Origin of the sequence: Enterococcus sp. AZ063, assembly GCF_051715045.1 — a bacterium.
GTDB lineage: Bacteria > Bacillota > Bacilli > Lactobacillales > Enterococcaceae > Enterococcus_D > Enterococcus_D casseliflavus.
Map to the genome: position 1 here is coordinate 3,097,985 of NZ_JBIOTA010000001.1, position 14,867 is coordinate 3,112,851.

The window sequence follows — 14,867 nt, forward strand, 5'->3', positions numbered from 1 at the left end:
CTAAACTTCTTTCAAATAGTTTTCTAAATCAAGAACAGCTTCTTTCAAGCGTTCTTTGGTGATTAAGACTGGAATCAAGTGTACTTTTTCTTTCGAATCTATGAACTGCACCAACTGATCGATGACTTGTGCATCTTCAGGAAAAATACCCATTTGATGTAAACTCATTGGTAAGTGCAATTCTTGATAAAAGGGGATCAACTGATCGATGACCGTCCATTTTTCTTCAAGGGCTAATTGATAAAACATCCCATAGGCAACCTTTTCCCCGTGAAGAAAACGATGACTTTCAGGCAGATATTTACTGATGGCATCATGCATCGCATGCGCCGCTGCATTGCGGGCATATTTATCGCCTAGCCCGCCTACCATTCCAGCAACTGCAATAACGATCTCCGACAAGTGACAAAAGGCGTCTGTCACTTCCTGCCGCTTCATATCTTCAATCGCTTGTTTCGATTGTGTCAAAATAGCTGTTTCGCATAATTTTGCTGTATAGCCTGCCATTTGCAAGAAGGGCTCATTTTTCAAATGTGGTTGGGCTAAGATTGCTTCCGATTCAATCCACTTTGCCAACGTATCTGCTAAACCGGCGATGAAGTAGGAGACTGGTGCATCGATCACTAACGTCGGATCGGTAATCAAAAAAGCAGCCTGTCTTAAATAGTGTTCCGACTTTCCTTCAGATTCTCCCGACTCTTTATACATGACAGACAAGGGTGTCCATGGTGCACAATTACTGGCCAATGTTGGGATCAGTCCAAAGGGTCGATTGACTACATGTGCTGCATATCCCACTAAGTCGGCTAACTTCCCGCCGCCAACCCCCAGAATAAAATCGATCGCCAGTTCTTCAACAAGATCAGCAATCAGCCCAGCGCCATAATAGCTGCATTCTCCCGTGTAGCGATGATAAAAAATTTCCAAATGCGCATCTTCTAAAAAGAGTAATTTTGGTTTCGCTTTTTCCCATGAAACCGTTCCATGTACGAGCAGCAGTCGTTTTACTTTGTACTCTTTTAATACTTCCGGCACATAGTCGATCGCGCCTTCATGGTAACGATAAACTTGCGGTCCAACCTTTACTTTTAAATCCGTTAGCACGAGTTTCACTCTCCTTTATACAGCCAAAAACCGACTTTCCGCTTGAACAGCACGGTCTGGCAGCAGCCCCTTAACGATTCGTTCAATATCCGTTACACATTTGTTTCCCATCTCTTCTAAGCATTCCATAGTATAAGCCGATGTATGCGGTGTCATAACTACATTTTCAAAAGCTAAATACGGATGATCTTTATGACCAGGCTCTTCCTCTAAGACATCGGTGGCAAGACCAGCGATTTTCCCACTTTTTAATCCGCTTACAATTGCCTCTTCATTCAAAAGTGCGCCACGGGCACTATTGGAGAGATATACTTGATCTTTCATTTTTGAAATTTCTTCAAATGAAATCATATGATAATTTTCCTCCGTCAAGTTAGCACATAGACAAATAATATCTGATTTTGCTAGCAGCTCGTCTAGCTCGACTTTTTTTCCGCCATAGCTTTGAATATGCAAAGCGGACTTATATGGATCGTATGCCAAAACCTCGCAGCGGAAACCATTTCTCAATATTTCTACTACACAACTTCCAGTATTGCCGACACCGATCACCCCTACCGTCTTGTTAAATAATGCGCGTCCGACAAAGTCCGCTCGTTTTTCCCATTGATCTTCGCGGACCTTTGTATTCGATTCAACTGTACAGCGCAGAAGCGCCAATAGATTGGTCACGTTATTTTCTGCTACTGCATCTCGCTCGACCAAAGCTGGAATGATCGAAACAATCGTTTGGTGGTCCTTCGCTGCTTCTAAATCAATATTGTTATAGCCGATCCCGTGGCGTGTGATCAGTAGCAATTCATCTTTGTACTCAAAAAACTCTTTGGTAAAAAATGGGGTAACACTTGCTATAATGATGTTGTATCCCTTAAGCTTTTCTGCCAATTCTTTCCCATTGATTTCGCTATCGAACGTGAAGTGACTGACAGTTCCGATTGCTTTCAACCGCTCGATATGTTGCGGAAAGATTTTTCCAAAGCTGCTGGAATTCACTATAGCGATCTTAAACTGTTCCATGTTCTTCCTCCTTACTCTTTTGCAACAATCTCGTGACCACCAAAACCATTCCTTAGCGCTGAGACGACTTTTGCTGAGAAACTGTCTTCTTCTTGGGACAAATTTCTCATAAACAAACTCATAGCGATCGTCGGTACAGCAACATTCATCTCCAAAGCCGTTTCCACTGTCCACCTAGCTTCACCAGAAGCTGCAACAACCCCGCGATATTCCTCCAACTTAGGGCTCTCATTAAATTGGGCCGCTGCGATTTCCATCAGCCAGCTGCGAATAACCGATCCATGATTCCATACCTCTGCGACGGAAGCCAAATCAAAGTCATAGGCACTTTGTTCAATCAATTGAAAGCCTTCACCGATGGCTTGCATCATTCCGTATTCGATACCGTTATGGACCATCTTTAGAAAATGACCGCTTCCTGATTCCCCTGCATAAAGGTAGCCTCCTAAAACAGCCACATCTGCAAACAAAGATTCCACCTCTGAAAAAGCGATTTCATTCCCGCCAATCATCAAACATGCATCTTTTCTAGCTCCGGAAACCCCACCAGAAGTCCCACAATCAAAGTAATGCACCTCTTTTTCTTTAAACCAGGCTGCTCGGCGAATCGAATCTTTGTAATTAGAATTTCCGCCTTCAATCACGATGTCTTTCGCTGATACAAGGGGCCATAGTTCTTCAAGAATTCCCTCAGTCACAGTTCCCGCAGGAAGCATCAACCATAAAACCCGTCGGCCGCTAAAAGAATTCGTTAAATCAGCTAGCGTTTGATAGGGTGTAATTCCAGCTTCTTGCGCTGTTTTCTGCGCATGTATCGAAAGATCCAGCCCTTTTACTTGATAACCTTGATCTTTTAAATTGAGGGCCAAGTTCAATCCCATTTTTCCAAGTCCGATAATTCCTATCTCCATGACAGCGCCTCCATTTCATACTTTCATTATACAAAAAAATATTTTTTTGTAAACACAAAAAATAAAAATAATTTTTATTTGCTTTTTTTCTTTAAAAGAGGTAACGTAACAATACAAAGATAATAATGTTCATATAAAGGAGGTAACCGTCTTTGACTGTTTCGATTCGCCTGCAAATAAAAACGCTTTATAAAGACTTAAGTCTCAAAGAACAAGCGATTGCCGACTACATTTTGGAAAATCCTAGTAAAGTCAGCCACAGTTCAATCAGTGATTTATCCAATGAATTAGGCATCGCTGATTCGACCTTTTTTCAATTCACAAAAAAACTCGGTTACAACGGATTTAAAGACTTCAAAATGGCAATGCTGATGCAGGAAAATGATTTTTCTGCCATTTCGATCCATGAAAATATCCAGAAGTCTGATAATGAATTGACTATGGCTCAAAAAGTATTTGATTCCAATATGACCACATTGACTGATACCAAAAATCTTTTGAAAGAAGAAGATTTAAAGCTTGCTGCTGCAATGATCAATCAATCTAAACGACTTTTTTTCTTCGGCGTTGGTGGTTCAGAGATCGTGGCAACCGATGCCTATCACAAATTTTTGCGCTCGCCGATCACTGTTTTTCACAGCAGTGATTATCACATCCAACTGATGGAGGCTTCATTGTTGACGCCAGATGATTGCGGCATTTTTATCTCTCATACTGGAAAATCAAGAGAAACCATTGAACTAGCTCAAGTTGCCAAAAACAATGGGGCCAAAATTATCGTCATTACTAGCCATGCTGCTTCCCCTTTAGCCAAACTCGGCGACGTGGTTTTCATCTCTATTTCCGAAGAAACTGAGTTTCGCTCAGAGGCATTGGCATCCAGAATCGCTCAACTGAGCATCATGGATTCCCTCTATGTCATCTTAATGTTTATTAATCGAGACAAAGCGCAACAATCGATTGCCAAAATTCGGCGCTCCATTTCAAAAATCAAAGAACCCTGAGAAGGGAAGAAAAAACTTAGATTTTTCTGCGTTTCGCTAATTCTTTTGTGAATCACAGTTGATATGCAAAAAAGCTTGTGCTTTTTTCTGTACTCTTCTTTGGTTTCTTATCAACTTTTTCAGTTCTGAATCTCAAATGCGCTGAGCCTGCCAAAAATCCTGTCCCTTACTCTCGCAAAAAAACCACATCACAAAGCTATCCGCTCTGTAATGTGGTTTTTTAAGACTATCTTTTTTTAGGTAAATCAATAACGACTAGACACAATCTCTGCTCCAAAGGGCATCAACGCTAAGCGCGCCATCTTCAATGATTGCGCCGCAAATGGAATGCCGATGATCGTGATGGCTAGAATGACTGCGCTAGCTAAATGTCCTAAAGCCAGTGGTATACCAGAAAAAATCAACCATAAAATATTTAGAAACACGGACACGCCACCGCCACGGTAAGCGATGTCTTTCCCAAATGGTGCGAGTGACAACGTCGCAAACTTAAAACATTGCAGACCAATGGGAATGCCGATGATGGTGATACACCATAAACACCCAGCCAAAAACCATGAGATCGCACCGATCAAGCCGCCAAAGACAAACCAAATCACGTTGCCTAAAAAATTCATCTGATTGCCCTCCTTCTTTTTTTAATAAAGACTGCTCCTGTTTTAGCAAAGAAAGCAGAGGACATCGAAAGCCCTCAGACGTGCGCTATCGTCTGGTGCTCCTTCCCCTGCGCGCTTCTCTTTTTTCTTAATACAAGCGAAATGTGTTATTTTGTAAAATGCTTATTGCCCAGAATCAACCGTTGATTCGCTGCTATTGTTGGACTCATTTGAGTCATTACCGAAGACACCGGTGATCGAAGACCAGATGCCGCTAAAGAAGCTCTTGATATTTTCCCAAAGGCCCTTAGAGGTTTCTTCGATTTGCTTGCGGGCTTCTGACAGATCCAATTCTTTGATGAAGTCATCGAAGATATTGTTGTCTCGCATGTCGCTCATCAAAGAGGTCAATTCAGAAATTTGATTTTCCGTAACGATTCCTTCCAGTCCGTTGTCTTTCAAGGCTTTTTCTACTGTCTCTTGAATATCGGCTTGGGTTAATTCCGTACCATCTGCGGTTTGAGCAGCCAAATCGGTTTTCGCTTGTTCTTGCGCTGCATTCAAAGCTTCATCGGAATAGCCTTCTTTATCTTTATTCTCTTCGGTGATCGTAGACAGCACATCCATCTCATCTTGAGCTACGGCTACTCGATTCTGATTGATGACACCGCCTGATTCTTCAACGATTTTGTATACCCCAGCTAAAGCTCCGGAACCGTCGATCGGTACGGCAGAAGCGACCGTTAGCTTCGCATCAGTGATCCCTGCAGTCAGCGCTGCATTTTGGTACTGGGCTGCAGTGATGCGGGTAATGTTATCTGGTGTCGCGATATCGACAGTGATTCCTGCACCGCTTTCTAGCGTCTGCATTCTGACCGAGCTATAGACCGCCCAATCTGCAGTAAAGCCGCCATCGGGAATGTATTTCATCAAGTCATTACCGTTTGTCGTATAAATCGGTGTTTCGCCTTGAATGCCTAAGCGTTCCAGTGTGTAGTCTTCTTGTGCTTTCGTCAAGGCATTTCCGATCGCCACGGCATTGACTTGCAAACGATCTGAACTGCTGTCAGAAGTACTTGTTTGACTATCGGTAGTGGCTGTCGTTGCGGTAGAATTGCTCGTTGCAGTGGAACTGCTGGTCGTTGAATTGGTTTCGTCAGCAAAAACTTGTGGTGCTGCTAATAAAACTTGGCTAGATACCAAGAGAGTCGCTAAAATCATCGCTGGTTTTCGAGTCTGTTTTTTCATCACTATATCCTCCAAGTGTTGATCTCTTTTTCAGGGATTTTTCCCTCTTACTGCTGTAATTGTACTATAGGTTTTCTTGCAAAGCCTACGTCTAGGGTCTGAAATGAAGAAAAACTTAGAACTCTGCTGCTATTTAAAAAAGGCGTAACTTGGTATTATCCTTGGTACAGCAATACTTTAGACGCTTTTCTTTTCATCAACTGTTTTTTTAGCAAACCCAACAGTATAGGATTTTAAACGGCTGCCCACTTTCCTCAAACCAAGAAAGGCTCCCGTTAAAGCTATCGTATAAAAGAACAACGGAAACCCTGCGAGTGAAAAAAAGACCTTCCCGGTTTCTAGAAACAGCGGGTGACTCAGAAAGATCAATCGACTAGCCTCAACTGCTTGTTTTGCTTGCCAAGTCCGCTTTGGGGGTTGCTGCTTGATCAGCCAAGCAAGGAAAAAAAGAGTCGTCGGCACAAAAAACAGCATGAAATTCTTATCGTCCCCCTGATTGAGATACACCAGTCGACCTTCAATGCCTAATAAGCAAAGAGAGACCGCGAGTTTTCTACCAAGATGCTTCGTAAAAAAAGGGTGTTTTTGGTGTTCTCTTAAACAAACCCCAAACAGTAAAAATAAAAACCCATAAAAGAGTCCGTTTCTCGTTGTAAAAAATAGTGTCCGATAGCTTTGATAGCATACCAATAAAGGTCCCCTTAAATAACTGCTGTACGTTTCAAGACAGCCAATCACATACAAACTGATCGCCAGTAAAAACTGCCGCCGATAGCCAAGAAAGCGAGTTTTTCGTACTAACCACATGCCAAAGAGCAACGCTGGAAAATACCAAAGATGGTACCAGACCCCTACTGTAAAAAAGCCAGTAGCCAAACCGATGACCCGTAATGAATCAGCAAGATTTTGCTGCCCTAAGTAAAACCAGCCTAAGGGAAGATACACGATCGACCAACGCAAATAAAGCTTGAGTTGTCGTTTGCACCATTGCTGCCATGAACAGGTACTCTTTTGAAAAAAATAGCCATTCAGCAGCAGAAAAAAAGGAACCGCCAAACGACATAAGAGACTCTTTAACAAAAAATGAAGCCCGTTGTTTTCTGCCAGTCGGCCACAATGAACGAGAATCACCAATAAGGAAGCGATGAATTGGATGTAGCCAATTGGAACCATAGGTTGTTTTGTCTTCATTCGATCGTTTCTCCTTTCTCCGTCAAATTTGATCAAACATACTTCACTCTACTGGTCCTTTCTTTTTGTGACCAGCACGGAAAGCTTCCAAGATAGAAAGGCAGCGCAACAAGTAGAAACATTGATAAATAAAGATGTTACCCTTTGTTGCATCGCTAATTTCATAGATCCTCGTTCGCATAGAAAAGAGTTTGCTATAATATAAGAAGAATGATGGAGGCAAAACAGACACATGGATATTGGGAAAATTATCAAAGAAGAACGCACCAAACGAAATCTCACACAAGAACAATTGGCGCAGGAATTTTTTGTCACTCGGCAACTGATTTCAAAATGGGAAAACGGCAAGAGCTATCCTGATCTAGACCAAGTAGTCAAGCTGAGCAGCTATTTTGAATTGACCTTGGACTATTTATTAAAAGAAGATCAGCAGATGGTCCAAGAACTTAATCTGACCACCCACCGCAAACGAATTGGCCTCGTATTGATCGCCCTTTTGACTATTCTCAGTATTAGCTTAAGTACGATTTTGTTGGCAGCATTTTGGATCGATCCAGTCTTTTTTACAAAAGAAGACCTAACGATCACTTCTATAAAAAAGTATCGCTTGCCTGCCACTGAGATAACGAATGAGGCAACCGGACAAGTGATTCAACTGCCTGAAGATACGGAATACTTGATCACTTATACGATCGATCGGCCGCTGGTAAAAACGGATCGTCTGTCGGGTTATAAAGAATACAGCAGCGAAAATGCCAGCCAATTAACGGCTTTGGGTCATCGCGGTTTTCATTTTGGCGCGCAAACAAGCAAAATCGTCATTCGCAGCAATCGCGAAGACAATTTAGCTGCACCAGAATTAAATGCAGGCAAGGATCTTTATCTTCGTAATATGAATAAAGCGCGCGTCTATCAAAAATCTGCAGCTGGTGTCGCATTTTCTATCGAAGATGAAGGCGACCTCCTCTTTACTGCAGAAGAACTGGCGCAATTGCCCTTTGAACAAGGACAGCTGCCAGAGTAAACAAAAACCACCGAATCGTTTTGATTTGGTGGTTTTTTGCTGACTTTCTTATCCTAGCAAGATCATTGCGATCGCCGCCAAGGCGTTGTTGAGAAAATGCATGGCGATGGCTGTTTCTAGACGCTTAGTTTTTACATAAATCAACGCCATGATCAGTCCCATAGCACCATAAATCAAAAACTCGACCAGATTGGTGACGGAATGGATGATACTAAAAACCGCTACACTTGAAATGATCCCGACTATTGGGTATTTCTCGAATAAAAGGCCAATAAACCCACCACGAAAAACGATCTCTTCCATAATTGGCGCAGCAACAGCGATCAATAAAAAGATCAAAAGCGGATTTTCGCCTGTAAACAGTTCCCCTAACAATGCATCATTGGCGGTCGCCTCTTGATCGGATATATGCTGCAGATAGAGCGTTCCGCCAACTGCAACGACTCGACCTAAAACAAACCCTCCGACGATCCATAGCCAATTTTTCTTCGTTGACCAGCCAAAGTCAAAGGTGGCAAGTCCTAACTTTTTAGCCAAAAACATCAGTAGACCAATGTTTGCCAAAAGCAAGGCAATCAACCCATAGCTGATCATCGCAGGAATCGTCGGTTCTCCTGCTTCCAAATAATAGATTTTTACCACGCTAAATGCGGTCATCCCTACTTGACTAAGTAAGAATAAGCCAATCAAAATAAAGACATTCTTTACTGCTTTCATGCTCTCCTCCATTGTTTGCTCATTGCATTTTTCAGGATTGGGTTACGACAAATCATGACACAGCCCATCATTTGCTTCCCCATGTTTCCAGAAAATGCTTAGCCACTATCGGCTGCTTATAATGATACTTAGTTTCCTCATTATTTACAACTAATAAAAAATAAAAATAGTTATTTTGCTCATTTTATCGAATAAACCACGCTTTTTCATTCCCATTCTTTTCAAAAAAAATATAAGTAATGTTTGAAAAAAGCGCTCTCTTATGCTACACTGTTCCTACTTTTGTTTGGCTGACGAACCGCTGCCCCAACCATGTTCGTTTGGACCAACTCGTTGCGAGTATTCGATTTCGAATGCTCTTTTTGTCGCGTTTGTCAAAAGAAAGTGAGTGAATCCAAATAATCCAAGTAGAACACCTCAGCAAGACCTTCCAAGTATCCAAGCGAAAAAGCGGCTTTCGCCAAGCAGCCAAAGCCTTTCTTTCTCGTGAAACCACCACCGTCCATGCGTTGCAAGACATCAGCTTTACCATCAATGAAGGCGAAATGGTTGGCTACATCGGCCCTAATGGTGCTGGAAAAAGTACCACCATCAAAATCATGTGCGGGATTTTGACCCCTGATCAAGGCGTTTGTCACATCAATGGTCGTACGCCTTGGCAAGAACGTATCCAACATGTCAAAGACATCGGCGTCGTCTTCGGGCAACGCAGTCAACTCTGGTGGGATGTCCCCGTCAATGACAGCTTTGATTTGATTCGTGATATCTACAAAGTCGACGCTGCTAGTTATCAACGCAACCTAGAAGAATTAGTCACCTTACTAGATTTAGGTGAGATCTTAAAAACCCCTGCTCGTTCCTTAAGTCTCGGTCAGCGTATGCGCTGTGAGATCGCAGCCTCCTTACTCCATGACCCCAAAATCTTATTTCTTGATGAACCCACCATCGGTTTAGATGCTGTGTCAAAAATCGCCGTGCGTCAGTTCATCAAAAAAAGAAACCAAGAAAAAGGTACCACAGTCATCCTGACGACCCACGATATGCAAGATATCGAGGCGCTGACACAACGAATTCTGTTGATCGGCAAAGGGCAAATTTTGCTAGATGGTCGCCTCGATGAACTAAAGCACCGTTTTTCTGATGTCAAAACGCTGGAGGTCGACTATCAAGGGAATGAGCCCCATCTGCCAGAAAATGTCCAACTTCTTCAAAAAGACGTCGGTCGCCTTGTTCTGAAGCTTGATCCCAAAGAAGTGTCGGTCGCTCAGCTGCTCAGTCTGCTCAGCAGTCAAGTCGAGATCACCGATTTGGCCGTTGCCAGTATCACCGCCGAAGAAATGGTCGCCAAGCTGTATCAGGAGTATCAGATATGAGGAAGTATAAGGCATTTTTCCGCATCCGCTTTATCAATACCTTGCAATACCGCTCGGCGGCAATTGCCGGGATGGCTACACAACTAGCTTGGGGTTTGATGGAAATTCTGGCATTCCACGCCTTTTACCAAGCAGATCCTAGTGCCTTTCCCATGACCTTTCAACAAACCGTCTCCTATGTTTGGCTCCAGCAAGCCTTCTTGTCTTTATTTATGTTGTGGTTCTTTGAGGCAGAAATTTTCAATACCATCACCACAGGGTCGATCGCCTATGAACTTGTGCGGCCGATGGATCTATACAATCGCTGGTTTTGCCAATCGGCTGCCAATCGCTTAGCAAAAGCCGTCTTGCGTTGCGGACCGATTTTTGTGATTGCCTTTTTACTGCCAGCACCTTATCGTTTAATTCTGCCAGCAAACATCGTTGCACTGTTCTTGTTTCTTTTGTCTATGGCGCTGAGTTTAGGTGTAGTGATCGCTATGTCGCAGCTGGTCTACATCTCGACTTTTTATACATTATCCTCCATCGGGGTGCGGGTCGTCATCAGCTCCATCGGTGAATTTTTAGCTGGTGGGGTCATTCCTCTGCCTTTCTTTCCGCAGCCTTTTCGTCAATTCGTGGAACTACTGCCTTTTGCTTCCATGCAAAACGTCCCGCTGCGAATTTACAACGGGGATCTGACTGACTTGGCGCTGGTTTCCGCATTGCTCTTACAAGCCTTTTGGCTCGTACTTTTGATCGTGATCGGAAAAATTTGGCTGCAGCAGGCACTCAAACGTGTCGTTGTGCAAGGAGGTTAAGGAATATGGTTTATTGGCATTATTTTTGTATTCATCTCAAAAGTCAGATGCAATATAAAGTTTCCTTTGTGTTAACTGCTTTGGGACAATTTCTAGGTTCCTTTACTGCTTTTTTAGGCATTTGGTTTATGTTTACCCGGTTTCATCAAGTGGATGGCTTCACCTTTGAAGAAGTCTTGCTTTCCTTTGCGACGGTTTTGTTTGCCTTTTCGATTGCGGAATGCTTCTTTCGCGGGTTCGATCTTTTTCCACAAATGATCAGTAATGGCGAGTTCGATCGGGCACTCGTGCGCCCTCGCTCCTTGATCTTTCAAGTCTTAGCTTCCAAAATGGAGTTCTCTCGTCTCGGTCGTTTTATTCAAGCCTTGCTGTTGTTTGCTTATGCGATTCCCAATAGTGGAATTGCTTGGCATTTTGGAAATGTCCTGACTCTTTTTCTAATGATCGTCTGCGGCGCCCTCTTTTTCGCCCTATTGTTCTTAGTGTATGCCGCCATTTCCTTCTTTACGATCCAAGGACTTGAATTTATGAATATTTTTACCGATGGTGCCCGAGAATTTGGTCGCTACCCATTTAGTATCTACGGAAAACATGTCTTGCGTTTGTTGACCTACGTCGTGCCGATGGCTTGGTTTCAGTATTATCCGTTTTTGTATGTCATTGGTCGCGTAACTAATCCTTGGTGGATCTTATCACCGTTGGTTTGTCTGCTCTTTGCCTTTCCCGCCTTCTTCTTTTGGCGAGTAGGTTTGAAGAATTATATTTCTACAGGTTCGTAAATAAAAAGGAGCGCCTCTCTTTGAAACTAAGAGAATGCGCTCCTTTTTTATTCGGTTATTTCAAGTGAAAAACAGCCTCTCCTTGCTGAATATCGCCGTCAGTTCGCAGGCACTTCCCGCCTTGTTCCTCCATGAAGACAACGATCACCATGGTCTCTTTGCCCATTTCCTCAACTGCTGCTACATCCATTTCTGCCAGCAGCTCACCTGTCGTGACTGACTGGTTTTCTTGGACCGCGATCGTGAAGGGCTCCCCTGCTAACGCCACTGTTTCAATTCCCATATGGATCAAAAGGGAACGGCCATCCACCAACTCAACGGCTAAGGCATGCTGTGTTGGAAAAATCGTTCGAACCGTCCCGGCTGCTGGTGCATAGATTTTTCCGTGATGATGAGAAACGGCAAATCCATTTCCCATCATTTTAGACGAAAATACCTCATCTGGTACTTCTTCGATCGGTAGCAGTCGGCCTGTTGCCGGTGCACAGATTTCTATTTTTCTTTTAAAAAGCATCCGTAATTCCTCCTTAGATTGCCGACAGTGTTCTCTGACAGCTAGAATAGATAAGCAAAGCTACGAAGGGCAATAAACCAAAGATAAAGATGGCAGTATCGAGGGACAGCACCTGCGAAAGAAAGCCGCCAGCTAATGGCGAAAGAAACGATGCCGCACCAATGTACACACTGATCGATATCAGTTGTCCAGAAGAAAAAACAGCTGGCGGTGTAATAGCACTGATAATCATTCGACTGCCGATGGTAAATGCCGGTACAGTGAAAAACTGCAGAAAACTGGCTGCCAAAAGTAAGAATGGGCTACTAGCAAGCCAATAGACAAAAAATTGTAAGGTTAAAAATATGCCTGCAATCAAAATCAAGCGCTCATTTTTCCATTTAGCAATCATGCGATTCAGCAAAAGGTACGCTGGAATTTCACAAAAGGATTGGATCGACCATTTCAGACCAACAAATTCACTGCCTCTTTCCATTGTAATCAGCTTGTCGATAACGACCGTATTGTTCGCAACGATCGTCAAGTACAAGAGAAAGAACAGTCCCGTATAAACCAAAAAGCGTCGGTCTTTGCATAACAGAAGAATGTCTGCCAGCGAGACACCGCTGTTTGTTGTTGTTCCTTGCTTTTGCGGTAAGGCGTTTTTCTCTGGGATCGTTCGTGAAAATGTATAATTGATAAGCAAAAAGAGGAGCAGCGGCAAACTAAACCAGCGATAATTATTGGAAAATAAAAAGAATGGCACGCAGACACTCATCATACTCCACCCTAAAGAGCCGTTTGCTTTGATTGAAGCAATTCTTTTTGAAGTACTGGACTCCGATAATACCCAGTTATCGAGCACCGTTGCTGTTGTATTGGCTAATCCACCCGCAATAGCCAATACCAGAAGATGGATCAGCCAGTGGTCTTTTCCTAACCAATAAAAACTAATGGAGAAGAAAACCAGAAAGATCATCAGAAGCATCGAAATACGTTTTAATCGTTTGCTCTTGTCCGAATAATAGCCGATCACTAACTGAAAAAGAATTGTCGTGATGCTGTAGGAGGCTAAAAACCAGCCTCTTTCAAGCGCATCATAGCCTTGCTCAGTTAAAAAAGGAACGATTTGTGTCATCAAAATCGCCATCGTTGCATATTGAACAAAATAGATTACTTGAAATTTGTGTTTGATTTCCATTCTTTGTTTATGATCGGCTGAAGGAAATTCCTTCAGCCGATCCCTTTCCTTTTTACCTGCTGGACCTATTTAAGTTCTGGCCAATATGGTTCGTTCGCCACAATCATTTCATCTAATATTTCTTTGGCGACTTTCGCACTTGGTACAGTTTTGTTCATAGTAAAGGACTGCCACAATTTTTGGTAAGACTCTTGTTCCCAAGCATCAACTGCCAATTTTTCAGATGCGATCTGCTGCTCCATCAATCCCTTTTGGAATGTTGGAATATCACCGATCGACAAGACTTCGTAGCCATCTTTTCCAACTAGACAAGGCAGTTCCACCATTGCATCATGGGCAAAGTTGGCAATTGCGCCGTTGTTTTCAACAATAAGAATCATGCGTTCTTTCGTATTAAAGGTTAGTGCGCAAGCAAGGTCTGTAATAAAGGACGCATGTTCGTTTGAGGCAAATGTTGTATCAACTGCTGTGTTGTTTGCAACGATTCGTCGGCATTCATCAAACACATACTTCTCTCGTCCGTCAATGATCTCATTGGCACGGGTATACTCTTTGTCCGCATGAGCCACCGTTTCATCAGCCATCAAATAATATTTCAGATAGGTATTCGATAAAAATTCTGGTTCAATTTCGTGCAGATCTTTAGCCGCCCACATCGTTTCCAGCCAACTGCTTTCTTTATGCTGGCCTTTTTGTGTTTGTTCGGTGTAGCCGTACTTTTGAACATGCGCACTGATTTGTGGCATCAAGTCATTGCCGTCATGGTCTTTGATGCTGGTCCACCAGCCAAAATGATTCAAGCCGAAATAGCTCGTCTCAAATTCTTTCCGATCCTTCAACCCAATCACTCGCGCCATGATATCTTCCAAACAAACTGGCATATCACAAATATTGATGATTCTTGAATTTGGTCGGAATCTTCTGGTCGCTTCGGCAACGACTGCTGCTGGGTTGGAATAGTTCAAAAGCCAGGCATCTGGCGAGTATTTTTCCATGTAGTCGACTAGTTCTAAGATCGGTCCAATCGAGCGCAGGCCATAAGCTAAACCACCAGGTCCGCAGGTCTCTTGTCCGACAACATTATGCCTGAAAGGAATTTTCTCATCTTGTTCCCGCATAGCATATTTGCCGACACGAAGCTGTGCCATTACGATATCGACATCCGTAAAAGCTTCCTTTGGATCGGTTGAATATTCGAACTGTACTTCTGGCGCTCGCTCAGCAATAATGATCGCACAAGCTTTTGCTACGGTTTCTTGTCGCTTTTCATCGTTGTCATAAAATTTGATTTTTCTAACTGGAAAGCGCTCTTGACTTTCTAATAACATCATAACTAGTGATGGTGTATAGGTACTTCCGCCACCTGCAATTAAAATTGAACTTTTTTTCTTACTCATGGTACTTGTTCC

Annotated in this window: 15 protein-coding genes; 5 read left to right on the forward strand and 10 right to left on the reverse strand. The window is 42.9% G+C overall.

Features of this window, described 5'->3' with window-relative positions; translation table 11 throughout:
• Genes IGK61_RS14560 through gnd form a run of 3 tightly spaced genes read right to left on the reverse strand, consistent with a single transcriptional unit; the run spans position 1 to position 3,032 of the window.
• Positions 1–1,104 carry an iron-containing alcohol dehydrogenase family protein gene (locus IGK61_RS14560; protein WP_005228431.1) on the reverse strand — a complete coding sequence of 368 codons (1,104 nt, stop codon included), beginning with the start codon at positions 1,102–1,104 and terminating at the stop codon, positions 1–3.
• Between the two features lie 15 nt (positions 1,105–1,119).
• Positions 1,120–2,121, reverse strand: coding sequence for a D-isomer specific 2-hydroxyacid dehydrogenase family protein (locus tag IGK61_RS14565; protein ID WP_074535420.1), 1,002 nt, complete (start codon positions 2,119–2,121; stop codon positions 1,120–1,122).
• A gap of 11 nt (positions 2,122–2,132) precedes the next feature.
• Positions 2,133–3,032 carry a phosphogluconate dehydrogenase (NAD(+)-dependent, decarboxylating) gene (gnd, locus tag IGK61_RS14570; RefSeq protein ID WP_074535419.1) on the reverse strand — a complete coding sequence of 300 codons (900 nt, stop codon included), beginning with the start codon at positions 3,030–3,032 and terminating at the stop codon, positions 2,133–2,135.
• Between the two features lie 152 nt (positions 3,033–3,184).
• Between gnd and IGK61_RS14575 the strand changes: the two genes are divergently transcribed.
• The gene (locus tag IGK61_RS14575; RefSeq protein WP_005228428.1) at positions 3,185–4,036 is read left to right on the forward strand and encodes a MurR/RpiR family transcriptional regulator; all 852 of its coding nucleotides are present in this window, start codon (positions 3,185–3,187) and stop codon (positions 4,034–4,036) included.
• Between the two features lie 245 nt (positions 4,037–4,281).
• On the opposite strand, the gene IGK61_RS14580 is transcribed toward IGK61_RS14575, so the two are convergent.
• The 3 genes from IGK61_RS14580 to IGK61_RS14590 form a co-directional block, all read right to left on the reverse strand.
• Positions 4,282–4,653, reverse strand: coding sequence for a YccF domain-containing protein (locus tag IGK61_RS14580; protein WP_074535418.1), 372 nt, complete (start codon positions 4,651–4,653; stop codon positions 4,282–4,284).
• A 162-nt stretch (positions 4,654–4,815) separates the two neighbouring features.
• Positions 4,816–5,880, reverse strand: a complete 1,065-nt coding sequence (locus tag IGK61_RS14585; protein WP_015510302.1) for a DUF1002 domain-containing protein — start codon at positions 5,878–5,880, stop codon at positions 4,816–4,818.
• Between the two features lie 177 nt (positions 5,881–6,057).
• Complete coding sequence (locus IGK61_RS14590; RefSeq protein ID WP_438844957.1) at positions 6,058–7,071, reverse strand: acyltransferase family protein; 1,014 nt, start codon at positions 7,069–7,071, stop codon at positions 6,058–6,060.
• Between the two features lie 232 nt (positions 7,072–7,303).
• On the opposite strand from IGK61_RS14590, the gene IGK61_RS14595 reads away from it, so the two are divergent.
• Positions 7,304–8,095 (forward strand): helix-turn-helix domain-containing protein, encoded by a 792-nt coding sequence (locus IGK61_RS14595; RefSeq protein ID WP_015510303.1) that lies wholly within the window; start codon positions 7,304–7,306, stop codon positions 8,093–8,095.
• Positions 8,096–8,143: 48 nt separating this feature from the next.
• Here IGK61_RS14595 and IGK61_RS14600 read toward each other — a convergent pair whose 3' ends face one another.
• Positions 8,144–8,812: a CPBP family intramembrane glutamic endopeptidase gene (locus tag IGK61_RS14600; RefSeq protein ID WP_060791459.1), complete on the reverse strand. Its 669-nt coding sequence runs from the start codon at positions 8,810–8,812 to the stop codon at positions 8,144–8,146.
• A 398-nt stretch (positions 8,813–9,210) separates the two neighbouring features.
• Here IGK61_RS14600 and IGK61_RS14605 point away from each other — a divergent pair, with 398 nt between their 5' ends.
• Genes IGK61_RS14605 through IGK61_RS14615 form a run of 3 tightly spaced genes read left to right on the forward strand, consistent with a single transcriptional unit; the run spans position 9,211 to position 11,764 of the window.
• Positions 9,211–10,185, forward strand: coding sequence for an ABC transporter ATP-binding protein (locus tag IGK61_RS14605; protein ID WP_015510305.1), 975 nt, complete (start codon positions 9,211–9,213; stop codon positions 10,183–10,185).
• Positions 10,182–10,985, forward strand: a complete 804-nt coding sequence (locus IGK61_RS14610) for an ABC transporter permease (RefSeq protein WP_074535416.1) — start codon at positions 10,182–10,184, stop codon at positions 10,983–10,985. Before IGK61_RS14605 ends, IGK61_RS14610 begins: the two co-directional genes overlap by 4 nt.
• Before the next feature lie 5 nt (positions 10,986–10,990).
• Positions 10,991–11,764, forward strand: coding sequence for an ABC transporter permease (locus IGK61_RS14615; protein WP_005228413.1), 774 nt, complete (start codon positions 10,991–10,993; stop codon positions 11,762–11,764).
• Positions 11,765–11,819: 55 nt separating this feature from the next.
• Here IGK61_RS14615 and IGK61_RS14620 read toward each other — a convergent pair whose 3' ends face one another.
• The 3 genes from IGK61_RS14620 to IGK61_RS14630 form a co-directional block, all read right to left on the reverse strand.
• Positions 11,820–12,278, reverse strand: coding sequence for a PTS sugar transporter subunit IIA (locus IGK61_RS14620; protein ID WP_016608416.1), 459 nt, complete (start codon positions 12,276–12,278; stop codon positions 11,820–11,822).
• A gap of 13 nt (positions 12,279–12,291) precedes the next feature.
• Positions 12,292–13,458, reverse strand: coding sequence for an MFS transporter (locus IGK61_RS14625; RefSeq protein ID WP_074535415.1), 1,167 nt, complete (start codon positions 13,456–13,458; stop codon positions 12,292–12,294).
• Between the two features lie 65 nt (positions 13,459–13,523).
• Positions 13,524–14,855, reverse strand: coding sequence for a 6-phospho-alpha-glucosidase (locus IGK61_RS14630; RefSeq protein WP_010749959.1), 1,332 nt, complete (start codon positions 14,853–14,855; stop codon positions 13,524–13,526).
• Positions 14,856–14,867 lie beyond the last annotated feature (12 nt).